The sequence below is a fragment of the Paenalcaligenes niemegkensis genome, assembly GCF_022230885.1.
Classification (GTDB): domain Bacteria; phylum Pseudomonadota; class Gammaproteobacteria; order Burkholderiales; family Burkholderiaceae_B; genus Paenalcaligenes; species Paenalcaligenes niemegkensis.
Genome location: NZ_JAKGCT010000004.1, coordinates 2125042 through 2150869, shown reverse-complemented (window position 1 = coordinate 2150869; position 25828 = coordinate 2125042). Strand labels below are relative to the sequence as shown.

Here is a 25828-nt window from a genome sequence, read left to right as displayed (position 1 = left end):
GGGCCAGGCGCTCACCCGTTTCTGCGAGAAAGCTATGCAATCAAGTAAATCAGCAATAGGCTCAAACTGGGCCATTTCCACGGGTAACCCCTATGCCGCCATTGCGGCTGAGCGTATTTTAACGATGGGTGGTACGGCAGTTGATGCCGCTATTGCGGCCGACGCTGTGCTGGGGGTAGTAGAGCCAATGGCGACCAGCATAGGGGGAGACGTGCTGGCGATGGTGGTAGAGGCCGATGGAGGCGTCCAGGCTTACAACGGGACAGGCCGTTCGCCTGCAGCCCTGCAAGAGGCCGATGTGCTTGAGTTTAAGGGGCACCGGATTCCAGAGCGACACCCATTGAGCGTTACTACGCCCGGTGCGGTCCGCGGGTGGCACGATCTGCACGAGCGCTATGGAAAGTTAGAGTGGCATCACCTTTTTGATGATGCGATACGTTTGGCTGAAGAGGGCTTCGAGGTGGCAGAAGTGGCTGCCAGAGAGTGGCGAATCTTTGATTTTGTATTGCACACAGATCCAAACTGCGCTGAGCTATATCGCGCAGGAGATCCTCCTGAAGCAGCTGAGCGTTTCTCCAATCCCAAGTTAGGCGCTTTATTACGCCGTATTGCTTATGAAGGTTACCAGGCCTTCTACAAGGGTGAGATTCCTGAAGCGGCAGAAGCAGCAATGAAGAAAGTGGGCGGGTTGCTAAGTGCTTCTGATTTTTCTCGGCACCACGGTAATTTTTGCAAACCGGTTCAGGTTGAGCTGGGCGATGTCACTCTCTATCAGTGCCCACCTAATACCCATGGGCGGGCCATTTTGCAGGCCTTGTCTACCTTAGCTCCTGATGCGGATAGCAACAGGGCGAGCGATGAGCTGAAGGTTATTGCGGCTACGTCTGCGGCGTTGGCCGAAGCGGCAAGGACCGTTTGTGATAGTGGCGGAAATACCGTGTGTACTGTGATTGTCGATCAAGGGGGTTGGCGATTACCCTGATGTCTAGCATTTTCAAGCGTTTTGGAGCGGGGTTTGTCGTACCCGAGGGTGGCTTTGTTCTACAAAACCGGGGTTTCGGCTTTTCGGAACCAGGCCACTGCAATGGCCCGGCTCCGGCTAAACGTCCTTATCACACGGTGGTGCCTGGAGCGGCAACCAAAAATGGCCGCTTTTACATGGGGCTAGGGGTCGTCGGCGGATTGATGCAGCCCCAAGGCCAAGTCCAGATACTAAACCGTGTTCTCCGCTTGCACCAACCCTTGGACGAGGCCGTATTTGCGCCGAGGTGGCGTATTGAAGCTGGCCATACGCTGGCTATCGAAAAGGGTACTGAGGCGGATCTCGCCACTGCCTATAGGAAAAACGGCTATGACGCGCCTGCGGAGGGCGTAGGGGATCTCGCAGGGCGCAGCGATTTTGGTGGTGCGCAGGCCGTAATGCGCACGGATGCAGGCAAGTTATGGGCCGTTTCGGACTCCAGGAAAGACGGAGTGGCCAAAGCGGGCTAATGAATCCAGGCTAATAAGGGATTATCCCTAGAGCCTGAAAACACAAACGGTATACAATATACCTAAATGGTTTAAATATTGATGTTCATGGTCGTAGCAACCAAAGTCGTCTGCACTTCATTTAAGGAAATATCATGGAAAAGCTCTTAAATCGCGAAGAATTTCGTTCTGCATTAGAAACCGCCATTAAAGGTAAAAGCGCTAACAAGTCTCCCTTTAGCATTGCCTGGGCCACAGGCAAGCTTAGCCGTGACCACTTGGCGCGCTGGGCAGAAAACCATTATCACTACGTTGGTCCATTTGCGGATTATCTGGGATATTTATATGCACGCACTCCGGCGCAATGGGTAGATGCCAAAGATTTCTTGCTTGCCAATATGTACGAAGAAGAAATTGGTGGCGACCGTCACACCGATTTGCTAATCCGTTTTGGCGAGGCTTGTGGCACCACACGCGAGCGTATTGAAAACGAAGACAACATGAACGCCACAACCCGGGCTTTACAAGCATGGTGCTATGCCATCGCAATGCGCGAAGAGCCGGTTGTTGCAGTGGCTGGCCTGGTCGTGGGCCTGGAATCCCAAGTTCCTTCTATCTACCGTAAGCAAACCCCTACGCTTCGTGACAGCTACGGTTTTACAGATGAAGAAGTCGAGTTTTTTGACTTGCATATCGTCTCGGACGAGATTCACGGCGAGCGTGGATATCAAATCGTGCTCGAACACGCCGATACGGTCGAATTGCAGCAGCGTTGCCTGCGTATTTGTGAAATCGGGGCTGAGATGCGTTTGCTCTATACAACTGCGCTCTATAACGATTATGTAAAAAATGAGATCAGCTTGGCTGAGCTTGAGTTGGAAGCAGCGTAGTCGCGTCATTCGTTATGCCGCTTTAGTGGCATAGGTATTAGAAGTTAGTAGGAGGAAGTAGTGGAAAATCTTCGAGATTCAGTGTTCAAAAATTATATTGATGGTCAATGGGTGTCCAGCGTAAGTGGCCGCACCAGCCAGAATATAAATCCCGCTGACAATGCTGATAGCGTGGGGAGTTTCCAGGAGTCGACGGCGGATGATGCACGTGCCGCCGTCGAGGCAGCCCAGCGAGCATTTCATCAATGGCGGGCAACGCCGATCTCGAAGCGCGCGCAGGTGTTAGAGGCTGCAGCCGATTACCTCGAAGCCAATGCTGACGTGATTGCCGAAGGGTTGACTCGTGAAGAGGGTAAAGGCCGTGGTCAAAGTAAGGGCGAAGTCTTGCGCTCTGCCCAAACTTTGCGATTTTATGCGGTAGAAGGCCAAACCTACACGGGTGAGACCTTTCCCCAAGATGATCCTGACATGCTGGTTTATACCCATCGTGAGCCTTTGGGTGTAGTGACTGTCATTGCGCCGTGGAATTTCCCTATTTCCATTCCTGCCCGAAAAATAGCTCCTGCGCTCATTATGGGTAATACGGTGGTTTTTAAACCATCGTCTGACACCCCATTGACGGGTTATTACCTGGCTAAGGCCTTTGCTGAGGCCGGTGTGCCCGCCGGAGTGCTGAATTTTATTACTGGCCGCGCCTCTGCGGTCGGCCCCGTGCTGACTGAGTCGCCAGAGGTGCGCGCGATTTCATTTACGGGCTCTACAGCTGCTGGTGAAAAAATAGCCAAAGCAGCTCGCATGAGTACCCGTACTCAGATGGAGCTGGGTGGGAAGAACCCGCTGATTGTGATGGAGGATGCGGATATTGATCTGGCCGTAAAGCTCGTCGTCCAGGGCGGCTTTGCTTTAAGCGGACAAGCGTGTACCGGCACCAGCCGTGTGCTCGTACATCAGGCCATCAAGAAAGACTTCACCGCTAAGTTGATCGAGAAAGTTAAGACGTTGACGGTAGGAAATGGCTTGAACGGCAATTTCGATTTAGGCCCTATAGCTACCGAATCACAAATGCAGAGCATTTTGGATTATGTGGCCGTTGGCAAGTCTGAAGCGACTCATCTATACGGTGGGGAGCGCTTAACAGACGGTGACTTGGCCAAGGGCTTTTATGTGCAACCCGCAGTATTTGATGACGTCACCCAAGAGATGCGGATTGCGCGAGAAGAAATCTTTGGGCCGGTTATTGCACTGATTGAAATTGATAGCTACGAAGACGCTCTGGCTAAAGCTAACGATACTGAGTATGGTTTGGCCGCTTCGATCGTGACGGAGAACTCAAATTATGCACATCGTTTCGCCACGGATATCGAGGCTGGGACGGTGAAGATCAACCGTACTACCACCGGTAATCTGGTGAACGCCCCCTTTGGCGGTCTGAAACAGTCCAGTACCTCCACTTTTCGCGAATCCGGGCGTACTGGTCTTGAATTTTATACCCAGATTAAGACGGTCTACCGCGGCATATAGATTGCTGCGAGAGCAATGAGATGGGCTATCAAAGCCTTGTTTTTACCTTAACGATGTAGAGAAAACCTATGAGAAAGAGTTTACGTTTGGATCAAGCCGAAGCCCGTTTAATGGTCGATGCCGCTATTGCCAAGTCTAAAGAGATTGGTGTTTTGGAAACAGTTTGTGTGGTCGATGAAGGGGGCTTTCCCATTGTGCTGGAGCGTATGGACGGAGCTCGCATTACCGGCCCACAAATCGCCTGGAACAAGGCCTTTACTGCGGCAGGACATAAGCGTTCCACGCATTTATTCACGACAGCTCCTGATGGTCCAGCGTTGCCAGGTAACGAGGCTTTTGGTATTCAGCTCAGTTTTGAAGGCAAGTTCGCAGCATTTGTCGGCGGCTTTCCGATTGTGGTTAACGGTGAAGTGGTGGGTGGAATAGGCTTGAGCGGTGGTAACGGCGAGCAGGACACAAAGGCTGGCCTTGCCGGCTTGCAGGCATTGGCTGATGAGCTTTCAGCCTCCGGCCTGGAAGTTCTGGTTCAGGCGAATATCAAGAAGTAATCGTTAAGCACGAAGGAGCATGGCATGGCACATCAGGTTGTAGTCATCGAAACGGGCGATAGCTTCGACGTTACTGCAGATGAGACGATTCTGCAGGCCGCAACACGTCAAGGTGTGCGTATTCATAGTGAGTGTGAGTTTGGCGGGTGTGGCACCTGCCGTATTCAGGTCGTCAAAGGAATTGTGCAGTACGAAGACGACTTCCTTCCTATGAGTGTGAGTGACGATGAGCATGCACAGGGCTATGCCGCTGCGTGCCAGGCCAGGCTCACTCAAGATATAGAGATCAGTTTGGCTAATCACATTGTGACGTTGCCCGAGACTCAGCAGCTAACCTTGCACGTATCTGAAGTGCGGTCATTGTGTAGTGGTATTTGTCAGTTGACATTGCAGGGCGACGCCTTGCGTACCCTGCAATATTGGCCTGGCCAGTATCTGAATATTGACGTGGGTGATGGTCGTCAGCGCAGTTTCTCGATAGCGAATGCCAATAGCGAAAGTGGCCTGATACATCTGCACATACGAGAAATCGAAGGCGGATTATTTACGCAACAGCGGTTGAGTACTTTACAAGCCGGAGACCCATTGCAGGTAACACTACCTTTGGGCACCTTCTATTACCGTGAAAAAGATTGGCGGCCAATGGTGTTTGTTGCTACAGGCACGGGCATTGCGCCTTTACGGGCCATTTTAGAATCTTTGCTGGATGATGAAGATTGTCCGCCTATCAGTTTGTACTGGGGCATGCGCAACGAGCATGACCTTTATCAGCAAGCTGAATTCGAAGCGTGGGCGTCGCGTCTGGACGACTTTGAATTTATTCCAGTGCTCTCGCAGCCTGGCGCTGGCTGGCAAGGCCGTACTGGCTATGTACAAAATGCCGTGTCTAGCGACTTCGGCGATTTATCGGAACATGCTATTTATTTATGCGGCTCACCCGACATGATTAACGAGGCTCGAGGTCAGTTTATCGAGCGTGGTGCAGAAGCCGACTACATTTACGCAGATGCTTTTAACTTCCAGCATGAACTTACGCCACAACAAGGCCTAAAAGCCGTAATGGCTTAGGCTTCGCAAGTAGATGAGGGAGCATATTGGTTCTTTGTGTTGCGCGTACTGAGACCAAAGCGAGGAAAATTAAAAACAGGCGTGGTGTGACGTATGGCTTTGCGCTGGGCCAGATAAGGAGCAACTTGTTCGCCAATGGGCTGAGAGCGATAGCGGTTTATGAGTTCATTCATGGTTAATACCTATTGAGTTGAGTTTGAATTAAGTATACCGCATAGCCATGTTGCAGTGCAAAAGGACCGTCTCATTCTGTGAGAATTCAGCTGGCTTGTGCGCTGTTTGCAACATATAGCCAGTTTTTAAGAGAAGTTTAGGTGGTGTGCGCGGCGTTGATCTGCTTATGTGCGTATACAGTATTCGTTAATAGGGTGGTTGTTTTGCGCTTGATCGCGCTAATAACACGGGTTTTAGTAGGTAACTTATGCCGGTGATTATTTTTCATAAAGATGGCGATACGCACAGCGGAGAAGTGAAAGAGAACACGAACCTTGTGGTTCGGGCGGGTATACGCCAGTTTCCTTTTCCGCATTTGACCTATGGCTGTGGAATGGGAAAGTGCGCCAAGTGCGCTTGCAAAGTGATTGCAGGGGCAGAACATTTGCCACCTGCTAACTGGAAAGAAAAAAACAGTTGGGTGAGCGGCTGGACTCTGGTTACAGATTGGCCTGCCAGTTGTGGATCAATCATGACATTGAGTTGTCGCAAGACCCTGAGCAGGAGGCTTGATTATGTATGTGGTTTTAACGACTAAACCAGGCGAGTACCGCAGCGAAGGCGGCGAGGGTGTAGAAACCATCGCTGCTTATGAGTACCGTTTTTACGGAAAAACCAAAGCGATATTCACCATTGCGAAAATTAATGAGGATTCGCGGGTGCTTATTATTGAAGAAGGCCCGGGCGGAACCACTAATAATATTACAACTCGTCAAATGGAAAAATTTGACACAGTGGATGATGCATATGCTGAGTTAGAAAGTTTAACTAACTTTGGATCCATTGACGCAGAGCTGATTAAGGCCGAATAGGCCGTAGAGAATTGATAAGGGTTCAACATGGTAGAAATTACATTTTCTTCAAATAACGACTTCAAAGCGCAAGCGGATGAAAACAGTAACTTATTACGAGTTTCTATACGTGAACGCGGAGGCATCCCTTTTAAATGCGGTGGTGGAATTTGTGGAACCTGCAAATGTAAAATTATCGCAGGTATTGAAAATACAGATGCCCTGAAGGCAAAAGAAAAAAACATCTCAGCCCTGAGGAAATCAATAATGGTTTTCGTATGGCATGCCAGACTTTTGTGAAGGGTGATATTACCGTAAGTTGGTAGCTTGAGCCGTACCGTTTGTTGATTATGTTGGTACGGCATTTATTTTAAGCTTAAAAGATATAAGGGTATTTTCAATGCAAAGTCAATACGTAAAAACAGCGGGTTTGTTCTTCCAATAAAAGCGTTCATACTATAGCCTGAGGAAATATACAAAATCGGAAATCAGCTATGTCGCTACAAAAGTTTGTCAATATGGGAGAGCTGAAACAGGCGCTTACTCGAGATTACAATAAAATAAACAGTAAAATTTTTTCTTCAGGTGTTGTTACGTTAAAAATAGAGATATTTGAAGAAAAGATTTTTATGCTTGCAGTACACAAGAGATTGGTTTCTCTTGATTACTTAAGCAAAGAAAGTAAATATGTAAGTGATTTAGCCGACTACTATTTAATAAAGGCTTTCAAACAAGAAATGAGAGAAGTATTAACTCAAAATTATGGGTTTAATGTTTCCTCTATATTTAAAGATTATGATAGCGTCGATGAACTTTCATCTACGTTAGTGCTGCTAAAAGAGAGCGTTCAGAAGTATTTGGGCTAATTGTTGATTTCAGCAATTTGCCACTTACCCTGTAGCCTTCTTAAGCTGGCTGGTTGATAAGTCTTGGTGACTTCTAAAGATAAATAAGAAGCGCTTGATACCGCCGGTACCGACTTCGAATTGATTTCGAGGTTTGGTGCCGGCTTTTTTTTGGAGACAGCAATGCAAAAAGTTTCAGATTTATTCGATGCGTTGAACGTTATTACCGGTGGTCGTATGGTTGCCTCCCTGGAAGAGGCCAAAGAAGGTAACCATCCTTTTGTGATTCTCAAATCGTCGGGAATTTACGGTAAAGATGTCCTGGAAATCCCAGGGTTAATTCATGGAGACCCCGATAAAGAAATCAAAAAGGTGGCAGTCTGCATGACCATGACGGAACTGAGTATTGAGCTGGCGGGTGCGACCGGTGTGGATGCGATTGTCGCACATCATCCAATAGCGGATGCCGCCAGCTGTGGTGGCGTAACCCTGAAAGATTACCTGGATCTTTATGAGATTGCTGCCTTGGAGTGCCATGAGGCTTTTCACGGCCTGCATCCTGGAATCGCTTACCTGCATGGTCATAAAGTGATCAAGAGCGATATTTCCTACGGTGGCATACACGGAAATGTCATGTTTGTAGGGGAGCCCTTTTCTGAAATTCAAACTATGGGGGACATGCTGGATAGGTTGGATGCCCACATGTGCCTTGAAGATGATGCGGCGCTACTGGAAGCCGAGCGACGCATAAAAGGAGTGCAAAGCATTGAAGAAACCAGTCTGCTGACACGGGGGCGGGTGCTGGTGGGGCAGAGAGCAAGCCCGGTCAGTAAAATTTTGCATATCTTTCCACACACCGGTTTTACTAAAGAGCATTTGCGCCAGGCCATTATTGAGAATCCGGATGTAGATACTGTGCTCGCCTCGATAAGCCGGGTTTACGAAGGACATGAGTTGATCAATGAAGCTCGTTCCATGGGTCTGAATTTCATGGTGGGCAATAGCCATGTACTGGAAATCCTGGAAAATGGTCTGCCTTTGGCCTACGCACTGGATCAATTATTAGAAGACGTAGAAATTGTTGTGTTTCGTGATCGAGTGACCTCGACACCTCTTGCAAATGTAGGTCATCAACAGCTGAAGGATTATGCCAGGCAGTTTTCTGAGGCACATCTTTTGGGAAACAATATTCTTAGCTGTCACTCTTGATGTGGCGGTGCCCAAGGAGTACGGAGATGGACAATAAAACGATAAGCCTCAAGGATGCGGTTGTCTCCCAGGATTTAGAGGAGCACCCAAAGAAACGCCGTTCGCTAGAATTTATTGAAGGTGTGGGACTAGTCTTTTTAGGTTTGGCCCTTATTACCCTGTTTTTCTACCCGGGTACCTTGGCTGGCGCTTTTGATAGCGTGCTCAACACAGCTAAGCCGGTGGTGGTAGATGTGTTTTTGACCGGCAGCGTCGGTGTTGCGGTCATCATTAGCGTGATTATTGGCCGATTGCTTGAACGTTTGGGCTTTACTGATGCAATGATGCGGGTTTTCATGCCAACGATGCGCTTTATCGGTGTGAATCCTGCAGTCATTATTCCGAGTGTCTATAACATTTTTGGCGACATCAATGCGGCGGGCCGTATTTCAGGACCCTTGTTAAAAAGGGCTGGTGCGACCAAGGACGAGCAAAAGCTGGCAGTGGCGACGATGGTGCAGTCACAACAGTCATTCTCGACCTTTATGTTGGGAATGATGGCCTTGAACTTTGCCGGCGTTCATGTGTTTGCCGTAGTGGTTGTAGCGATTTTTGCGCCCTTGATCATCTCCCCTTTTATTCTCTCCCGCTTTATTTATCGGGACGTCAAGCCGGTCGATTTGCTGTCGGCGCCTCGTTTCACTCCCACCGAGGACTTTGCTCCTACCCTGTTCAAAGCTGCACGAGAGGGTGTGGAGCTGCTGATTTTGGTGCTGATACCCGCTGTTGCCCTGGTGTTTTGCTGTATAGGTTTACTCGACTACATTGGTGTCTGGCAGCCTATAAGCGATTTTCTTGAACGAGGTTTACTGGCTGTCAATATCCATCCTGAAACAGGCGTGCTGGCTATATTGGTTAGTCCAACCTTAGCCATGGGGCAACTGCAGGCGATCGCATCAACTGTCGATCCTTCACTGGTCGTAGGTTCTTTTGTGCTGGCGTCATCGGGTTTGCCGTTATCTTCTCTTTTTGGCCAAATACCCGTTGTCTGGGCTGAGAACTCTGATCTTACCGAGAAAGAGGCCATGGGCGCAGCAGTGCTGGGTATCGTTATGCGTTTAATTACTGCAGTGCTGCTGGCAGTATTTTTAACGCCGCTGATCGTGTAACTATTGAGTGCAAGGAACAGGCAGTGTAACGTGTAGCTCCTTATCCTTCGCGCATGGCCGAACCCCGTTCACCAGGGTTCGGCTTTTGTCGTCGCTGCTCCATTCACTGTTAAGCTCGACCGTGGTTTAGGAAACAGCGATACTTAGGGATGTGAACTCGCCGGCTATATCGCGGGCCCCGGCCCTGCTGTTTTTCAGGGCTCTACAGTTTAAATTCGGAGATAATCGTGCAGCATTCGGACCCTTCAACTCCCACCTTGGCTGATTTGCGTCAGCAGGTTTCGTCTATTAGTGATGAAGCAGGGCTGCAGCGTCATCATCATGACTCTAGCGGGTATATGGGGGCACCCCTCATATCGTGTTTAGGCCACGTACCACCCAGGAAGTCGCCGATATAGTGCGTGCCTGTGCCGTCGAGCAAAGGCGTATAACCATTCAGGGCGGCCTGACAGGGCTGGCAGGCGGTGCCTCTCCGGATGCAGACGATGTGGTGGTCTCGCTTGAGCGCCTGAATCAAATCGTTGAGTTTGATGAAATCGGCGGCACCCTGACGGTACAGGCCGGGATGGTATTGCAGAGCGTGTGCGAGCATGTAGAGAACGCTGGCTGGTATTTTCCGCTGGATTTCGGTTCTCGGGGATCGTGTCAAATAGGGGGCAATGTCTCCACTAATGCGGGTGGAAATCGAGTCCTGCGCTATGGCACCGCACGCGAACTGGTGCTGGGCCTAGAGGTGGTGTTGCCTGACGGGCAAATCGTATCGATGCTCAATAAGGGCTTAAAAAATAATACCGGTATTGATCTTAAACATTTGTTTATTGGCAGCGAAGGCAGCCTGGGCCTGATTACCAAAGTGGTATTGCGTCTGTTTCCCAAGCCAGAGGCGCGGTACAGTGCCTTGGTGGGTCTGGAGTCATTTGAGCAAGTGGCGGCGTTGCTGAAGTCAGCGCGTGCTAATTTGCCTGGTCTTTCTTCTTTCGAAGTGATGTGGCAAGACTATATGGTGGCGGCATGTGGGGCTATCAGCCGCGAAGTACCTTTTAACGGTGAGCACCCTCTTTACGTGCTGCTTGAGACCGAAGGAAAGCTAAGTGCCCGTAACGAGAATGATCTGCAAGAGTGGCTAGAAACTCAGATCGAAGCAGAAGTCGTGGCTGATGTGATCTTGCCCCAGAGTGGCGAACAAGCTGCCCAGCTTTGGCATATTCGTGATGCAATTGGTGAACTTCTTGCTGGCATGGCTCCTTATGTCGCTTTTGACGTGGGCGTGCCCTTGTCAAAAACACCTGACTTTATCCACACGGTGCGTACTAAATTAAAGCAAAGTTACCCACAGGCTCAAAGTTTGTATTTTGGCCATTTGGGAGACGGAAACCTGCATATCGTGACGGGGCCGTACGATGAGAGCGTATTAATTGATGTAGAAGCCCTGGTTTATGATGAAATTTCCGCCGTGGGTGGCAGTATCTCGGCGGAGCACGGCATAGGCCGAATCAAAAAGCCCTTTCTTTTCCACAGCCGTAATGCTGAGGAACTCGGTTTAATGCGTAGCCTGAAGCAATTGATTGACCCTGATCGGCGTTTTAATGCAGGCCGCATTTATCCTGACTAAGGGACATTGGCAATGAGCTGTTCAGCCGCTTTTTGCTGCTGTTTTGCCTGAGCCAGAATCCATCGGTGAAAGTCCCGGCATTGCGGCTTGTCAAAGCTGCTGCTGCGCCATGTCATCACATAGGGCCAGGGTAGGGCGAGAGCGAAATTAAAGGGGATCAGTAGTTCTCCCTTCGCCAGTTCTTTACGGATGGCCGAGTATTGGGCAAGCGCGATGCCTTGCCCTTCTACAGCCGCCTCGATAGCCATATGCGAAAGGGTGAAAATGCGGTAGTTATCCAAATGGTGATTCGCTTCGATGCTGCCGTATTGGGCGAACCACTCCTGCCACGAAGGTGGCGAGGAAAATTTGGGTTGCCAGTCCGATGTCAGCAAGTGGCATTGCAGTAGGTCGTTCGGTGTTTTTATTGAGAGTGAGTTGAACAGCTCGGGGCTGCCAACCGGAACGACGCAATCGGTATAAAGCTCAATGGAATTAAAGCCAATGGCATTAGCTTGCCCATAGGTCACGCGAAAATCCACATTTTCTTTTTCCATGTCAGGCTCTGAGTGCCCGCCTTTGATGTGTAAGGTGAGCTCTGGATACTGTTTGTCCTGCCAGTCGAAAATCTGGGGAGCCAGCCACCCTTTTAATATCGAGGGCAATGCGCTGACCGTAAGCACGGCATCGCTTTTTGTGCGTTCGAGTTCGGCCTGTGCTTCGCGAAATAGCTCGAAACCCTGGCTGCAAAGCGCATGATAGCGCTGTCCTGCGGATGTGAGTCTGACCCGTTTCCCCTCTTTGAAGGTCAGAGCAGCATCTAAGGCTGCCTCGAGCAATTTAAGCTGTTGGCTGATCGCGCCCGGGGTCACTTGCAACTGATTGGCCGCTTCGTTGATGCTCTGACAGTGACCTACAGCCTCAAAGATTTGCAGTGCTCTCAGGGGAGGCAAGGGTTTCATAATGTTTTCCAGGCATGCGAAAATGAAAATGGTGCAGTTGAGACTGCAAACAGAAGGGGCATTTACGTCAGCTACTTATTTTAAGTTTAGATATTCTAAACAAAAATTCAATTTAGCTATTTTTTATTTGCTCTACTATACCTATTAAGTCATTCATGTGGGCTACGCGTGATTAGTGGCTAAGGCAGCTCTCTGATATTTTGTGTGGCTTAGGTGCGCTCTGGCGCGACAGTACAAGGAGTAGATAATGTTTTTAAAAAATGCGTGGTATGTGGGGGCGTTATCTTCCGCCGTGGAGCGCGATCTTCATGCCGTAAAAATGTTGAATGAAAACCTCGTGATGTACCGTAAGCAGGACGGCACACCGGTGGTGCTGGAAGACTCCTGTCCTCACCGCCGCCTTCCCTTATCCATGGGGCGTCTGATCGATGACACTGTAGAGTGTGGATATCACGGACTTACGTTCGACTGTTCAGGCAGTTGCGTGAAAGCGCCTGGTGTAGCGCAAATTCCTCGAAGTGCGGTGGTTCGCAGCTACCCCTGTGCCGAGCGTTACGGCATGCTTTGGGTGTGGATGGGCGACCCTGCGCTAGCGGATGAAAGCCTGATTATCGATATTCCTGAATGGAATCAAGAGGGCTGGGGAGTCAATAGCGGCGATGCCATGAGCATCGCCTGTAATTATCTCTATGTCAGCGATAATTTGCTGGACCCCTCCCACGTATCCTGGGTTCACCAGACCTCGTTTGGCAGCGCTTCGATCATCGGTAAGCCGCTTAAAGTAGACGTGGCTGAGAACGGCGTGACAGTCTCCCGCTGGTTAAACGATGTCGAAGTCGCGCCCTTTTATAAGAAGTTCGTGAAGTTTACTGGCAACTGTGATCGCAAACAGCAATACGAGGTGCGTTTTCCCTCCCTTGCTGTCATTAAAGCAATATTTACTCCCGCTGGTACCGGAGGTGATGACGTTGCCCCGCATCCCGATATATTTCTCATGGACTCCTATAACCTGTTGACTCCTATCGACGAGAAAAACACACGGTATTTCTGGTTCCAGTTGCGTAACTTCAGTCCGGATGATGCCGAAGTTTCACGAATGTTCAATGAGGACGTGCGCTTTGCTTTCAATGAAGACAAAGTCATACTCGAAGCAATTCAAAAAGGTCTGGATAAGCGTCCCGCTGCGTTAGACTTGCCAATCGATTCAGGACCCATGCGTTTCCGTCGCCGTATGCAGCAACTTATCGAAGCTGAGCGAGCCCCTGTAGAGGCTGCGGTAGCGGTTGAATAAGTGGGAGGATACATGACAACTGCTGTGACTGAGTACGTGTCGACTCCGGCTGTAGAGGCAGAAATCAGAAGGTTTCGCGAGTTTACTGTGGTGGCAAAAGCTGCAGAAAGCAGCCTGATCAGTTCGTTCTGCCTCGAGCCTGTCGATGACGCTCCTTTGCCAGCCTGGAAGGCCGGGCAGTATCTGGTCTTCAGGCTAAACATAAACGGAGAAAGCCAGCTTCGCAATTACAGCATGTCAGCAAGTCCAGCTGCTGGCCGCCGCTTGCGCATCGCTGTCAAGCGCGAGGCTGCTCCGATTGACCGTCCCGACTTACCGCTGGGGATGGTGTCCAATTATTTGCATGAACAAATCAATGTGGGCGATACCCTGATCGCTGCCGGCCCCATGGGTGAGTTCATCCTGGATGAGTCTTCGCAACGGCCAGTGGTGTTGTTCAGCGGAGGTGTAGGGATCACTCCTATGTTGAGCATGCTGCATCAGCTGGTTAATAGCACTAACCGTACGGTGCATTTTATTCATGCTTGCGAAAACGGGCAGGTGCATGCCTTTGCAGATGAAGTGCTGGCCCTGGCAGCATCCCGCGACGGCGTACATGTGCATTTCTGCTATAGGAATCCCTCAGACCGAGACCATGAAACTTCTCGTTTTCACGCGCAAGGCCTAATCGAGAAGCTGCACTTGCAGGCTTGGCTACCGCTTGACGACTATGACTTTTATTTATGTGGTCCTGGCGCATTCATGCAATCGAACTGGCGTCTGCTGCGTAGTTTAGGCGTAGCTAAAGAACGTATACGTTACGAGTTCTTTGGGCCTGCTACCATGCTGGAGGCTGACACTCAAGAGATACAGCCAGTGGTTCTGGCCGAAAAGGCTGCACCGCCAGTGGCAGTTAAGCCTGAGGTGCAGACAGGAGGAGACAGCGTTCAGTTTCTGGCGCAAACCGAAGTCTTGCCTTGGGAAGACCAAAGCGGAACGCTGCTTGAGCTTGCCGAGGCGCAAGGCTTGTCCCCAGACTTTAACTGTCGCTCAGGGCTGTGCAATACTTGTATGTGCCGTCTGGTCTCGGGCGACGTCGAGTACATCGAAGAGCCGCTTGATATGCCACCAGCAGGAAAAGTCCTGTTGTGCTGCTCAAGGCCTGTAGGAGCGGTGGTGGTGGATTTGTCTGCTAGCTAAAGGCACAGATTTTTAGATCTTCCCGGTAAAACGGTAGCGGTTTCCGGGATGCCACATGGTTGCATGCGATGTAAATTTACCGTTCGAATAGGTGGCACGATCCATCAGCAGACAGGGCTGGCTTGTTTCGATATCCAGAGCTCGGGCGATTTCCTCAGGGGGAAACGTACCTCGATAGTGTAGTCGCCTGTAGGTAAGGGGGCTACCCGCATCAAGTATTCGTTGGGTGTCATTAATTCCCAGTCCTGTTTCAGGTAATCAGGAGCAATAGAGGCGTCAACCACACGATCTTCCAGTTGTATAGGAATACCATTATCGTGGTGAATAATTAAAGAATGAAATAACTGTGTGCCTGCAGCCAAACCAAAGCGCTGCAACTGCACCTTAGAGGCTGCCTTGGTGTCCAGCTGCAAGACGCGGCTGGTGTGACGATGTCCGCGCTCCCGAATATCCTGGGCAATACTACGGATTTCGATCAAGGTAGACTGAAATTTAGGCTGTGCGACGTAAGTTCCAGACCCCTTGATGCGCACCAGCAACTGATCTCCGGTTAGTTCGCGCAAGGCGCGGTTAACTGTCATGCGCGAGACTTGAAACTGCTCACACAATGCCATCTCGGTGGGGATAAGATCGCCTTCCTGCCAGACTCCATTTTGGATTTGCGACAGAACGTGGTTTTTAATCTTAAGGTAGGCCGGCTCGGCAGTAGGCGGTGTCTTTGTTGTTATTGACGACATAGTATTCATGTGTTTTTCCTAAGATGGCACACCATTCACTAAGGGCTTTCCAGAGTATGTATAGACAAATAAAAAGTTTGACTATACATTAAACATTACAGCTTACAAGATAACAGGTTTTTAGACCGCTTTCATTGCGCTAACCTCAGGGAAACCCGATAGGGGCCCGACTGGGAGTCCAAAGAAAAGTGTCGATTCCCTGTTGTGTATCGATATTTAGAGTAAAGGAGTGAGGCGATGAATGTGCTGACAGACATAGTTCCACAAGAGAACAGCGATCCGCGCTTTGATGCGAGCCGTGAGATACGCGCTCCCCGTGGCAGCGAGTTGAGTTGTAAAAACTGGGTGACTGAAGCAGCTTACCGTATGATTCAAAACAACCTTGATGCCGAGGTCGCTGAAAACCCTAAACACCTGGTGGTATATGGTGGTATTGGGCGGGCTGCCCGTAACTGGGAGTGCTATGACCAGATTTTAGAGTCGTTGCGTAATCTGGAAGAGAACGAAACCTTATTGGTTCAGTCCGGCAAGCCCGTAGGGGTGTTTCAAACTCACGCTGATGCGCCGCGTGTACTGATCGCCAATTCCAATCTGGTACCTAAGTGGGCCACCTGGGAAAAGTTTCATGAACTCGATCGTGCTGGCCTGTTTATGTATGGGCAGATGACGGCGGGCAGCTGGATCTATATTGGCAGCCAAGGGATTGTGCAAGGCACTTACGAGACCTTTGCAGAAGCAGGACGCCAGCATTATGGCGGTGACCTGATTGGCCGCTGGATTCTAACGGCGGGCTTAGGCGGAATGGGCGGAGCACAGCCGCTGGCTGCCACCTTCGCGGGGGCGGTCTCCTTGAATGTCGAGTGCCAGCAAAATAGCATCGACTTCCGCTTGAAAACCCGTTATGTCGATGTGCAGGCCAAGGATCTGGATCATGCTCTTGAGCTGATCAAACACCATACTGAACGTAAAGAGGCCGTTTCCATTGCTTTGCTGGGAAATGCTGCCGAGGTTTTCCCCGAGTTGGTGCGTCGTGCTGAGGCTGGTGGAATTCGTCCTGATTTGGTAACAGACCAGACATCAGCACATGACCTGATAAACGGCTATCTGCCTATAGGCTGGACGGTTGAACAGTGGAAAGCCGCCCAGCAAAATGAAAGCCAGCAGGGCAAGCTACAAGCCGACGCGGCGCAGTCTTGTGTCCGGCATGTACAGGCCATGCTGGATTTTCAAGCGATGGGAGTACCCGTAGTCGATTATGGGAATAATATTCGACAAGTCGCTAAAGACAACGGGGTCGAAAATGCCTTTGACTTTCCTGGTTTTGTTCCCGCTTACATTCGACCTTTGTTCTGCGAAGGAAAAGGGCCTTTTCGCTGGGTAGCGCTGTCGGGCGATCCTGAAGATATCTACAAGACAGATCAAAAAATCAAGGAATTATTTCCTGAGAACGCCCATGTGCATCGCTGGTTAGACATGGCCAAGGAACGTATCGCCTTTCAGGGGCTTCCTTCCAGAATATGCTGGCTTGGGTTGGGCGAGCGCCATTTGGCTGGTCTGGCATTTAATGAAATGGTACGCAATGGCGAGCTGAAAGCCCCCATCGTTATTGGCCGGGACCATTTGGACACTGGCTCGGTCGCTAGCCCCAACCGGGAAACCGAAGCCATGAAAGATGGAACCGATGCCGTGTCTGACTGGGCTTTACTTAACGCACTGCTCAATACAGCGGGGGAGCAAGTTGGGTATCCCTGCATCATGGGGGCGGTGTGGGCATGGGATACAGTCAGCACGCCGGTATGGTGATTGTGGCTGACGGCTCAGATGAAGCGGCAGCCCGTTTAGAGCGCGTACTGATTAACGATTGCGGCAGCGGCGTAATGAGGCATGCAGATGCCGGTTATGAGCTCGCTGTAAAAACCGCCAAAGACTTTGGCTTAAAACTGCCAATGATCAAGTAATAATGAGGTAGAGCACTTGATGACTAAACAACGCTTAATCATTCAGCCTGGCGAATTGAGCCTTGATGATATTCGCCAGATTTGGCATGGCAACGTATTGCTTGAGCTGACTGAGTCAGCCCTTGCCGACATGGCTGCGTCATCCGCCATTATCCAGAAGATTATCCAGAAAGGCGATGCCGCTTACGGCATTAATACGGGCTTTGGAAAGCTCGCGCAAACGCGTATTCCTGATGACGACCTTGAACTGCTTCAGAAAAATTTAATTCTTTCCCACTCCGTAGGCGTGGGCGAGGCGTTGTCAGAAGCGGTGGTGAGGCTGGTCATCGCCCTGAAAGTGGCCAGCCTGGCTCGGGGCTTTTCAGGTATACGCCCGGTGGTCGTGCAGCGTCTTGCCGAGATTTACAATGCAGGTGTGACCCCAGTGATCCCGGCAAAGGGGTCGGTGGGTGCTTCGGGTGATCTGGCTCCGCTTTCACACATGACATTGACGCTAATCGGTGAGGGCGATGCCTTTTATCAGGGCGAGCGCATGTCGTCTAAAGCTGCGCTGGATAAGGCAGGTTTAGAGCCCGTAGTGCTAGCGGCAAAAGAAGGCCTGGCGTTAATTAATGGCACCCAGGTCTCGACGGCGCTGGCATTAAACGGTTTGTTTTTAAGCGAGATTCTGTTCAAAAACGCAGTGTTGGCAGGGGCTCTGAGTGTGGATGCGGCCAAAGGCAGTGATGCTCCCTTTGATCCTCGTATACACGAAATTCGAGGGCAGCCAGGACAAATCTACGCAGCCAAGCTCTATCGTCAGTTGCTGAAAAACAGTGAAATTCGTAATTCGCACGTCGAGAACGATACTAAGGTTCAAGATCCTTACAGCTTGCGCTGCCAGCCCCAAGTCATGGGAGCCATTTACGATGTCATGCAGCAGGCCATGACAACGTTGTTGATTGAGTCCAATGCGGTCACTGATAATCCTCTTGTGTTCCCGGGTAAGGATGGAGAGCCGGATCAAGTGATTTCGGGCGGCAACTTCCACGCTGAGCCAGTAGCATTTGCGGCGGATATGCTGGCCATGGCCATCGCCGAGATCGGCTCATTGTCCGAACGCCGGGTGGCTTTGCTTATTGATACCAGTATTTCAGGCTTGCCGCCTTTCCTGGTGCCATCGGCCGGCATTAATTCGGGCTTCATGATTGCGCACGTTACAGCTGCCGCTCTGGCTTCTGAAAACAAATCGCTGGCGCATCCGGCCAGCGTTGACAGTTTGCCGACCTCTGCTAATCAGGAGGACCATGTCAGCATGGCCACTTTCGCCGGTCGCCGGCTGATCGAGATGGCGCAGAATACAGCCACGATTGTGGGTATTGAAATGCTGTGTGCGGCTCAGGGCATCGACTTTCACGCACCCCTGAGAACCTCTGAGTCACTGCAAAAAGTGATGGGGGAAATTCGTGAAATTGCGCCGTTTTACAGTGAAGACCGCTATCTGGCTCCAGATATTGAAGGCATTACCGAAGCGGTTTTAAATGCCGCCGTGATTAAGGCGTTGCCAGATCTGTTCACTATTTAATTAGGCAACGGTGGGGTAGGGCGAAGCACGTAGCGTTTAATTGCGCTACGTGCTTCTTTTTTAACAAAGCTTTAAACTGGCAGGCTGGCGAAAAAAGACAGCATGGTCTAGTGCACACTGCCCGTTAACATGGCGACTCGTTTCATCGCGTGTTCCAGGCAAGCGCTGATGGCGAGAACTAGCTTTTGGGCCCGGACCTCATCGTAGGCATAGGGACGGAATTCGTCCATATAGGTACCTTGGCTCAATTCCAGTTGTACAGCGTGAATGCCATCAGCAGGCTGGCCGTAATGGCGGGTAATGTAACCCCCTTTAAAGCGTGCATTCGCCACGGCAGAGTAGCGGTCATCTTGCTGGGCAATGGCAGCAAGTTCGTCGGCTAAGCCTTCAGTGGCGCTTTGGTCGTTGCTGGTGCCAAAGTTGAAGTCGGGCAACTGCCCCTCGAATAAGCGTGGAATATGGGAACGTATAGAATGGGCCTCCCAGAGCAAGACCTGCCCATGCTTCTCTTTAAGGCGCTTTAACTCTTCGGCCAAGGCTTGGTGATAGGGCTCCCAGTACAGTTCGCGCCGTCGTGCTTTTTCGGCGTCGTCCGGTAGATAGCCCTCTTTATAAAGGGCTTCTTCATCAAAGGTGTCAGTGGGTAGTAAGCCAGTGGTATTCACACCAGGGTAAAGGTTCTCGTCGTCTGGTGGGCGGTTCAAGTCGATGACATACCGAGAGTTTGTAGGCATCAGGATGGACGCCCCCATATTTTTTGCAAAATCGTACAGCCGGTCCAGATGCCAGTCGGTATCATCCACATGGGCGGCGACATCGGTCATTTGATTGGCAATGTCAGCGGGAATTTGCGTTCCGACATGGGGCATCGAGATTAATAGGGGAGCGAACCGGCGTGTAAATGGTAGATAGGAGCTTTACTCATGTTGCGTCCTCGTAGTAACCGTTAGTCGTTTAAAAGTCGGTGTAGGGTTCTTCTGTAGTTCTGCAGTGCGTCGGTCTCGTCGCTGTGATGGCCATCAGCAATACACTGCTTTCCAGCAACAAACACGTCTTTAATTGCGTGACTGGCCCGTTCGTTGAATACCAGTGACGCAAGCCATGTACTGGGGGCATGCTCGGCAAGAGTGGGGTGCTCAAGGTCGAGCACAATAAAGTCCGCTTGCCTACCGATAGCCAGCTCACCTACTGCCCGTCCCGTCGCGCGTGCACCGCCCGCTAAAGCGCCATCAAAAAGAAGATCGGCGACCTGTGGCTGTTGAGCGCTGCTGAGTACGTTGCGTTCTCGTCGGCTTAAGCGCTGGCCGTACTCCAGCAGACGAAGCTCGGACCGCCAGTCCACACTGATATGGCTGTCTGATCCCACACCAAATGTACCGCCGGCTTGCAAGAACTCCAAGGCTGGAAAAACTCCGTCTCCCAGGTTTGCTTCAGTAGTTAAGCATAGGCCTGCTACAGCACCACTTGTGGCACTGCGGTGCAGCTCTTGATGATCCATATGCGTTGCATGCACCAGACACCACTGTTTGTCGACAGCAAAATTATCAAGCAGCCACTGTACGGGCCTGGCTCCGGTAATCGCGATGCTGGCGTCAACTTCTGCGCTTTGTTCGGCAATGTGTATATGTATGGGCGCCTTCGGGAATTCGGCTTGGAGACCATCAAGCAACCGCGTCAATGAGTCTTTAGACACAGCGCGCAGTGAGTGCGGTGCCACCCCGTAGCGGCGTTGAGAGCTTTCAGGCAGGTGAGAACGCAGCTCACCAAGCAGTGACAGTAACTGCTCGGGTCTATTTAAGAAGCGGGCCTGATCAGCTCTGGGGGAAGTGCACCAAAATTGCTGTATTGGTACAGAACGGGAAGCATGCTCATGCCAATGCCGCTTTGCTCGGCGGCCAGGCAAACGCGTGAAGCCAATTCACTATGTACAGGGTATGGAGTGCCGTCTGGCTGGTGATGAATGTAATGGAATTCGCACACCGAGGTATAACCGGCTTTGAGCATGTCGATGTAGAGCCAACGGGCGATATGCTGGATATCATCCGGGTTTAGCTTGGCTGCAAAGCGGTACATCAGCTCACGCCAGCTCCAGAAACTGTCCGAGGCTGTGCCGCGATACTCGGTAAGCCCGGCCATGGCACTTTGAAAGGCATGGGAATGCAGATTAGGCATGCCTGCTATCAGCGCGCCTTGCAGGGAACGAGCATCGGGTGGCAACTGATGTTTATTTTGTCCCGTTTTGAGCTCCGTCAACGTTCCATTTTCATCCCAACTGAGAATGACATCTTGCTGCCATTCAGAACCGATTCGTGCATACGGGGCATAGGCATGTTGAAAACGGCTCATTGCTGCTCCTCGCGCTGATCTACAGCGATTTCGCCATGTCGCACGACCAGCGCGCAACGGTCATAGCCGCTCCAGTACACCAGTTCAGAAAGGGTTTTTACCTCCCAAGCGACAAAGTCGGCTTTTGCACCCACACTTAATTTTCCGGTGACTTCAGCGTGCCCAAAAGCCTGGGCTGCATGGCGGGTAACTCCTGCCAGAACCTCAGCTACCGACATCTTGAATAAGGTGGAAGCCATGTTCAGCATTAATAGAAGCGAAGTCGTAGGTGACGTGCCTGGATTGCTGTCGGTGGAGATGGCGATTGGTACGTCGTGTTTGCGCAGCAGGGCAATAGGAGGAAGCTGGGTTTCACGCAAGAAGTAATAGGCGCCTGGAAGGAGTACCGCTACAGTGCCTGCCAGCTTCATGGCTTTAATACCATTTTCGTCTAGATATTCCAGGTGATCAGCCGACAAGGCATGGTATTGAGCCCCTAATGCGGCGGCCCCCATCAGCGATAACTGTTCTGCGTGCACTTTGATGCTTAGGCCCAGCGTTCGTGCGCGATTGAAAACACGCTCTGTTTGCTCCAGGTTGAAAGCAATGCGTTCACAGAAGATGTCTACCGCATCAATAAGACCCTCGGCAGCCAGAGAGGGCATCATGGTATTACAAACCAGATCAATGTAGTCATCAGGCCTGTCTTTGTATTCGGGTGGCAGGGCATGTGCACCCAGGAAAGTAGTGCGCACGGTAACAGGGCGGGTCTCGCCCAGACGACGGGCAACACGCAACATTTTTCGCTCGGTTTCCAAATCCAGGCCATAACCCGACTTAATTTCTATGGCGGTTACGCCCTCGCGGCGCAAGTTGTCGAGACGGCGTAGAGCTGAAGCGTAGAGCTCGTCTTCGCTGGCTTCACGGGTTGCCCGCACGGTGGAGATGATGCCGCCTCCCTGGCGAGCTATCTCTTCGTACGATGCGCCGGCCAGGCGCATGGCGAATTCTTCTGCCCGGTTGCCGCCATACACCAAATGAGTATGGCAATCGATTAGCCCGGGAGTGACGAGTGCGCCATGCAGGTCGTGTCGAGTGATGCCAGGTGCGGAATAGGCTTCAGGCAGTGCCGATTTGGTGCCCAGCCAGACAATACGATCGCGTTCGACCACAATGGCAGCATCGGCTATTACATGTTCAGGCTCAGCTGTGGGGGCAAGCTGTAAGTTAGTCCATACGCTTAGCGTTGTCATGGCCGGGCTCCTTTGTGGTGTGGTGTTGTGATCGAGACGCAAAGCAGGCGTCCGTCTGTAATTTGGAGTCTGGTGGAGTCATCCTCATGGTCAGGGCGGTTCTTAAAGTAAAGGCTGTCGCCACTGCTCATCTGCAAAGTGCCATGATGGGTGTCTTTAAGCACACATGGGCCTTCAGCGCAGTACAACAGAACCTCGCTGGCGTCAGCACTGACACATGCATCCTTCTCCAGAAGAGCAACATGAGCCTGCAGCCGGGCCGATCGCCGGACCATGACATTGAAGTCCAGTGTTGGGCCGTCAGGCAAAAAGGCTGCTATCTGATGCTCTCCATCGAAGTCAAAGGGGCGCAGGGGAAAGAGCGAGTGTGTCAGCCCTGTTGTCCTGTTGTTCAGCACCATGCTTTCGCCCTTTAACAGGCTTATGTTTCGTTGTATATCTGGGAAGACCGAGAACTCGCCCTCTGTCTTTACTTCCGCAATACTTACCCGCCATAAGAAATCATCAATTTGTGCTCCCTCCGGCGACACGATGATCTCTTTGGTGCTGCCGCCGCCGTTTTTCCAGGGCACGCTTTGCAGTCTGACCGCTGGAATCAGTTGAAAAGCATCCGGATCATTGAGCGAGGGCTGGGATCTGCGTTCAGAATGGTGCATGACAGGCCTTTATCTCATCATATTTATTTGTATATACAATTATGCGTCAAATATCAATGCGAAACAATGCGGTTTGCGGGTAAATACTAGGGTGTAAACTGGTTTTTATAGGGCTGGGTCCCTCGGGGGCTGTTGCGAATCGAGCTGGCATGGCATCATTTGTTAATGCGAAGCGCTGTAGATGCACTTTATTACTGTAATCTACCCGATTCGCTTCAATTAATTTAAGTCTTAATCGTTCTTACTCAGGGCCGACGTCGCATCATGGAATCTCAAACACCTTCTTTTACTTTTTCACAACGTGCACAGAAGCTAAATAGCTCGGCCATCCGGGAAATTCTTAAGGTCACAACTCGGCCCGAGGTCATTTCCTTTGCGGGGGCCTGCCGTCAGCTGATGGTTTCCCCGTCGAGCAAATTCGTGAGGCTTTTGACCGTGTGTTCGAAAGTAGTGGACGAGTGGCGTTGCAGTACGGTCCCACCGAAGGTTATGGGCCGTTACGCGAGTGGGTGGCTGAAGACCTAAGCCAGGGCGGTACGCAAATTAGCCCGGACGAGGTACTGATTGTTTCAGGCTCTCAGCAAGCGCTCGACATGCTGGGCAAGCTGTTCGTAGATGTAGGAAGTAAAATTCTTGTTGAGTCTCCTACTTATCTGGGCGCATTGCAGTCGTTTTCAGTGTTTGAGCCTGAATACGTGTCGATCGACACAGACGAAAATGGCTTAATCCCATCTGAAGTCTCCGAGCCCAAGGCTCAAGGCGCACGCTTCATATATGCTTTGCCAAACTTTCATAACCCTATGGGTGTGACCTTAAGCACCGAGCGACGTCAAGAATTGGTCGAGCGTTGTGCGGCTGCGCGTATCCCTATCATCGAAGACGACCCCTACGGCGAGCTACGTTATGCAGGTTCACCGCAGCCCAGCTTGTTAAGCCTGGGCCGCAAGGCTGGTGCCACTGTGATTCGTCTGGGCTCTTTTTCCAAAGTCCTGGCGCCAGGCTTGCGTCTGGGTTATATAGCTGCTCCGGTTGAAATCATTAATAAGCTGGTACAGATTAAACAGGCGACTGACTTGCATTCCTCGTCTGTGACGCAAATGGCTGTTTACGAAGCGGTCAAGGAAGGCTTTTTAACGACACACCTTCCTACCGTACGCGACCTTTATCATCGACAGTGCGACTTTATGCTCGAAGCTATGCAAGAGCATTTTCCCGAGGGCGTAAGCTGGACACGACCAGAAGGTGGCATGTTTATCTGGGTCACCTTGCCCGCCAATATCGACGCCGAAGAGCTACTGGCTAAAGCAATCGAAAATAATGTGGCTTTTGTCCCCGGCGCGCCTTTTTATGCCAGCGAGAGCTTTCAGCGCAATACCTTGCGTTTAAGCTTCGTCACTGTCACTGAAGACCGCATCCGAAAAGGGATCGCTATTTTGGGGCAATTAATACGCGAAGCAGCCCAAAACTAAGCGCTACAATGATGCCATGATGCTCAAGCAGCCGTGCCAGTCACGGCTGTATTGTCAGGTTCAGCCTATGCGCGAAGCGCCACTCAGTATGTCAGTCAACAAGCCAGCCGAAAACACCTCCTCCACCGACTTAAACGATATGCGCCCGGATGACTGGGTTGCACGATGGTTACCCGAGTCATGGGGGCCCTATGCGCGATTGTGTCGTTTAGATCGGCCCGTCGGCACGTGGCTGACGCTATTGCCGGCCATCGCAGCCCTGGTTCAGGCCGCTGACGGTTTGCCGACCTTGTGGCGCTTATTTATTTTCTCGCTGGGCGCTTTGCTTATGCGTGGAGTAGGCTGCTGCTTTAATGATATTTTTGATAGGGACTTTGATAACAAGGTTGAGCGCACCCGATTTCGCCCTTTGACCAGTGGACAGCTGAGTCTTAAAAAGGCACTGTGGTTCGTGGCGGCTCAGCTTGTTATCTGCGCATTGCTGCTGTTGGCGATCAACCCTTATAGCCGGCTATTAGCGTTGCTCCTAGTACCCATCGTAATCATTTATCCCTTATGCAAGCGATTCACCCATTGGCCACAAGCCGTGCTGGGCATTGCTTTTAACTGGGGCATGCTTATGGCTTGGTCTGACACTCAAAATTCAGTGCCGCCTGCGGCAATCGCCATGTGGTTAGGAACAGTGTTATGGCAAATTGGATACGACTCCATTTATGGCTACATCGACATTCAGGATGATCTTAAACTGGGTCTGAAATCGGCCGCCATACGCTTTGGTGATAAGGGAAAGCAGTGGATAGGGGGCTTTTACGCTGCCACGATATTGCTGTGGTTGTGGGGCGGTTATCAATTGGACATGAGCTGGCCTTACTTTATAGTGATGGCTGCTATCGCCTTGCATCTGGCTTGGCAAGTGGTGCGCTTTAATCCCCGTCGACCTGAACAAGGCCTGGGACTTTTTCGTGCCAATATGACCGTAGGTGTATTGTTAGTGGTCGCTGCGCTTATGGGTACCGTATTAGGGTAAACCCTTTTGATCATGGCTATGTTACGTTTATTTGTGCGTGCTTCAGTGTCTGATGTGTAAAATACGCAAGTTTTCTACCCATGACGGCTTCATTACAAACACTAAAAATGGGG

General features: G+C 51.0%; 19 protein-coding genes and 7 pseudogenes. 19 read left to right on the top strand and 7 right to left on the bottom strand.

What is annotated here, in order from left to right; translation table 11 throughout:
* Window positions 1-34 precede the first annotated feature (34 nt).
* The 6 genes from L1889_RS14500 to L1889_RS14475 all read left to right on the top strand — a co-directional run bounded on the left by L1889_RS14500 (window position 35) and on the right by L1889_RS14475 (window position 5497).
* On the top strand, window positions 35-982 hold the full coding sequence (locus L1889_RS14500; protein WP_238665691.1) for a gamma-glutamyltransferase: 948 nt from the start codon (window positions 35-37) through the stop codon (window positions 980-982).
* Window positions 982-1491: a gamma-glutamyltransferase gene (locus L1889_RS14495; RefSeq protein WP_238665690.1), complete on the top strand. Its 510-nt coding sequence runs from the start codon at window positions 982-984 to the stop codon at window positions 1489-1491. The genes L1889_RS14500 and L1889_RS14495 overlap by 1 nt, the downstream gene beginning before the upstream one ends.
* Before the next feature lie 134 nt (window positions 1492-1625).
* The gene (locus tag L1889_RS14490) at window positions 1626-2360 is read left to right on the top strand and encodes an iron-containing redox enzyme family protein (protein WP_238665689.1); all 735 of its coding nucleotides are present in this window, start codon (window positions 1626-1628) and stop codon (window positions 2358-2360) included.
* Window positions 2361-2420: 60 nt separating this feature from the next.
* Complete coding sequence (locus L1889_RS14485; RefSeq protein WP_238665688.1) at window positions 2421-3881, top strand: aldehyde dehydrogenase family protein; 1461 nt, start codon at window positions 2421-2423, stop codon at window positions 3879-3881.
* A 68-nt stretch (window positions 3882-3949) separates the two neighbouring features.
* The gene (locus L1889_RS14480; RefSeq protein WP_238665687.1) at window positions 3950-4429 is read left to right on the top strand and encodes a GlcG/HbpS family heme-binding protein; all 480 of its coding nucleotides are present in this window, start codon (window positions 3950-3952) and stop codon (window positions 4427-4429) included.
* A 24-nt stretch (window positions 4430-4453) separates the two neighbouring features.
* A complete protein-coding gene (locus tag L1889_RS14475) occupies window positions 4454-5497 on the top strand; it encodes a 2Fe-2S iron-sulfur cluster-binding protein (RefSeq protein WP_238665686.1) in 1044 nt (347 codons plus the stop codon).
* Here L1889_RS14475 and L1889_RS14470 read toward each other — a convergent pair.
* Window positions 5494-5670, bottom strand: a complete 177-nt coding sequence (locus tag L1889_RS14470) for a hypothetical protein (RefSeq protein WP_238665685.1) — start codon at window positions 5668-5670, stop codon at window positions 5494-5496. The genes L1889_RS14475 and L1889_RS14470 overlap by 4 nt on opposite strands.
* Window positions 5671-5918: 248 nt before the next feature.
* Here L1889_RS14470 and L1889_RS14465 point away from each other — a divergent pair.
* From L1889_RS14465 to L1889_RS14435, 7 genes and pseudogenes are all read left to right on the top strand, one after another.
* Window positions 5919-6223, top strand: a pseudogene (locus L1889_RS14465) (2Fe-2S iron-sulfur cluster-binding protein).
* Between the two features lie 2 nt (window positions 6224-6225).
* Window positions 6226-6522, top strand: a complete 297-nt coding sequence (locus L1889_RS14460; protein WP_238665684.1) for a ferredoxin — start codon at window positions 6226-6228, stop codon at window positions 6520-6522.
* Window positions 6523-6549: 27 nt separating this feature from the next.
* A pseudogene (locus L1889_RS14455) lies at window positions 6550-6827 on the top strand (2Fe-2S iron-sulfur cluster-binding protein).
* A gap of 168 nt (window positions 6828-6995) precedes the next feature.
* Window positions 6996-7367: a DUF2294 domain-containing protein gene (locus L1889_RS14450; protein WP_238665683.1), complete on the top strand. Its 372-nt coding sequence runs from the start codon at window positions 6996-6998 to the stop codon at window positions 7365-7367.
* A gap of 162 nt (window positions 7368-7529) precedes the next feature.
* On the top strand, window positions 7530-8555 hold the full coding sequence (locus L1889_RS14445; protein WP_238665682.1) for a Nif3-like dinuclear metal center hexameric protein: 1026 nt from the start codon (window positions 7530-7532) through the stop codon (window positions 8553-8555).
* Window positions 8556-8581: 26 nt separating this feature from the next.
* The gene (locus L1889_RS14440) at window positions 8582-9703 is read left to right on the top strand and encodes a hypothetical protein (RefSeq protein ID WP_238665681.1); all 1122 of its coding nucleotides are present in this window, start codon (window positions 8582-8584) and stop codon (window positions 9701-9703) included.
* A 358-nt stretch (window positions 9704-10061) separates the two neighbouring features.
* The gene (locus tag L1889_RS14435) at window positions 10062-11315 is read left to right on the top strand and encodes an FAD-binding oxidoreductase (protein WP_238665680.1); all 1254 of its coding nucleotides are present in this window, start codon (window positions 10062-10064) and stop codon (window positions 11313-11315) included.
* Here L1889_RS14435 and L1889_RS14430 read toward each other — a convergent pair.
* Window positions 11312-12256: a LysR substrate-binding domain-containing protein gene (locus L1889_RS14430; protein ID WP_238665679.1), complete on the bottom strand. Its 945-nt coding sequence runs from the start codon at window positions 12254-12256 to the stop codon at window positions 11312-11314. The two genes, L1889_RS14435 and L1889_RS14430, sit on opposite strands and share 4 nt — an antisense overlap.
* A 247-nt stretch (window positions 12257-12503) precedes the next feature.
* On the opposite strand from L1889_RS14430, the gene L1889_RS14425 reads away from it, so the two are divergent.
* Together L1889_RS14425 and L1889_RS14420 are read left to right on the top strand one after the other, a co-directional pair.
* Window positions 12504-13547: an aromatic ring-hydroxylating dioxygenase subunit alpha gene (locus tag L1889_RS14425; protein WP_238665678.1), complete on the top strand. Its 1044-nt coding sequence runs from the start codon at window positions 12504-12506 to the stop codon at window positions 13545-13547.
* 12 nt (window positions 13548-13559) lie between these two features.
* Window positions 13560-14726, top strand: coding sequence for a 2Fe-2S iron-sulfur cluster-binding protein (locus L1889_RS14420; RefSeq protein WP_238665677.1), 1167 nt, complete (start codon window positions 13560-13562; stop codon window positions 14724-14726).
* Between the two features lie 12 nt (window positions 14727-14738).
* Here L1889_RS14420 and hutC read toward each other — a convergent pair.
* Window positions 14739-15463: pseudogene (gene hutC, locus L1889_RS14415) on the bottom strand (histidine utilization transcriptional repressor HutC).
* Window positions 15464-15700: 237 nt separating this feature from the next.
* On the opposite strand from hutC, the pseudogene hutU reads away from it, so the two are divergent.
* Both hutU and hutH read left to right on the top strand, forming a co-directional pair.
* Window positions 15701-17421 (top strand): annotated as a pseudogene (gene hutU, locus L1889_RS14410) (urocanate hydratase).
* 19 nt (window positions 17422-17440) lie between these two features.
* Window positions 17441-18985: a histidine ammonia-lyase gene (gene hutH, locus L1889_RS14405; RefSeq protein WP_238665676.1), complete on the top strand. Its 1545-nt coding sequence runs from the start codon at window positions 17441-17443 to the stop codon at window positions 18983-18985.
* A gap of 107 nt (window positions 18986-19092) precedes the next feature.
* Here the strand turns inward: hutH and hutG are convergent.
* The 4 genes and pseudogenes from hutG to L1889_RS14385 all read right to left on the bottom strand — a co-directional run bounded on the left by hutG (window position 19093) and on the right by L1889_RS14385 (window position 23219).
* Window positions 19093-19910, bottom strand: a pseudogene (gene hutG / locus L1889_RS14400) (N-formylglutamate deformylase).
* Window positions 19911-19931: 21 nt separating this feature from the next.
* Window positions 19932-21331, bottom strand: a pseudogene (locus tag L1889_RS14395) (formimidoylglutamate deiminase).
* Window positions 21328-22563, bottom strand: a complete 1236-nt coding sequence (hutI, locus tag L1889_RS14390) for an imidazolonepropionase (protein ID WP_238665675.1) — start codon at window positions 22561-22563, stop codon at window positions 21328-21330. The pseudogene L1889_RS14395 and the gene hutI overlap by 4 nt, the downstream one beginning before the upstream one ends.
* Window positions 22560-23219, bottom strand: coding sequence for a HutD/Ves family protein (locus L1889_RS14385; protein ID WP_238665674.1), 660 nt, complete (start codon window positions 23217-23219; stop codon window positions 22560-22562). The genes hutI and L1889_RS14385 overlap by 4 nt, the downstream gene beginning before the upstream one ends.
* A 264-nt stretch (window positions 23220-23483) precedes the next feature.
* Between L1889_RS14385 and L1889_RS14380 the strand changes: the two are divergent.
* Together L1889_RS14380 and ubiA are read left to right on the top strand one after the other, a co-directional pair.
* Window positions 23484-24688: pseudogene (locus L1889_RS14380) on the top strand (aminotransferase-like domain-containing protein).
* 67 nt (window positions 24689-24755) lie between these two features.
* Window positions 24756-25715, top strand: a complete 960-nt coding sequence (ubiA, locus tag L1889_RS14375; protein WP_238665673.1) for a 4-hydroxybenzoate octaprenyltransferase — start codon at window positions 24756-24758, stop codon at window positions 25713-25715.
* The last annotated feature ends 113 nt before the right edge of the window (window positions 25716-25828 follow it).

Excerpts from the sequence above, each read along its gene's own strand:
- L1889_RS14425 (WP_238665678.1), top strand. The coding sequence starts at position 12,504 with ATGTTTTTAAAAAATGCGTGGTATGTGGGGGCGTTATCTTCCGCCGTG.
- L1889_RS14495 (WP_238665690.1), top strand. The coding sequence starts at position 982 with ATGTCTAGCATTTTCAAGCGTTTTGGAGCGGGGTTTGTCGTACCCGAG.
- L1889_RS14440 (WP_238665681.1), top strand. The coding sequence starts at position 8,582 with ATGGACAATAAAACGATAAGCCTCAAGGATGCGGTTGTCTCCCAGGAT.
- L1889_RS14475 (WP_238665686.1), top strand. The coding sequence starts at position 4,454 with ATGGCACATCAGGTTGTAGTCATCGAAACGGGCGATAGCTTCGACGTT.
- L1889_RS14430 (WP_238665679.1), bottom strand. The coding sequence starts at position 12,256 with ATGAAACCCTTGCCTCCCCTGAGAGCACTGCAAATCTTTGAGGCTGTA.
- L1889_RS14445 (WP_238665682.1), top strand. The coding sequence starts at position 7,530 with ATGCAAAAAGTTTCAGATTTATTCGATGCGTTGAACGTTATTACCGGT.
- L1889_RS14470 (WP_238665685.1), bottom strand. The coding sequence starts at position 5,670 with ATGAATGAACTCATAAACCGCTATCGCTCTCAGCCCATTGGCGAACAA.
- L1889_RS14460 (WP_238665684.1), top strand. The coding sequence starts at position 6,226 with ATGTATGTGGTTTTAACGACTAAACCAGGCGAGTACCGCAGCGAAGGC.
- L1889_RS14385 (WP_238665674.1), bottom strand. The coding sequence starts at position 23,219 with ATGCACCATTCTGAACGCAGATCCCAGCCCTCGCTCAATGATCCGGAT.
- ubiA (WP_238665673.1), top strand. The coding sequence starts at position 24,756 with ATGCGCGAAGCGCCACTCAGTATGTCAGTCAACAAGCCAGCCGAAAAC.
- hutI (WP_238665675.1), bottom strand. The coding sequence starts at position 22,563 with ATGACAACGCTAAGCGTATGGACTAACTTACAGCTTGCCCCCACAGCT.
- L1889_RS14490 (WP_238665689.1), top strand. The coding sequence starts at position 1,626 with ATGGAAAAGCTCTTAAATCGCGAAGAATTTCGTTCTGCATTAGAAACC.
- L1889_RS14450 (WP_238665683.1), top strand. The coding sequence starts at position 6,996 with ATGTCGCTACAAAAGTTTGTCAATATGGGAGAGCTGAAACAGGCGCTT.
- hutH (WP_238665676.1), top strand. The coding sequence starts at position 17,441 with ATGACTAAACAACGCTTAATCATTCAGCCTGGCGAATTGAGCCTTGAT.
- L1889_RS14480 (WP_238665687.1), top strand. The coding sequence starts at position 3,950 with ATGAGAAAGAGTTTACGTTTGGATCAAGCCGAAGCCCGTTTAATGGTC.
- L1889_RS14500 (WP_238665691.1), top strand. The coding sequence starts at position 35 with ATGCAATCAAGTAAATCAGCAATAGGCTCAAACTGGGCCATTTCCACG.
- L1889_RS14420 (WP_238665677.1), top strand. The coding sequence starts at position 13,560 with ATGACAACTGCTGTGACTGAGTACGTGTCGACTCCGGCTGTAGAGGCA.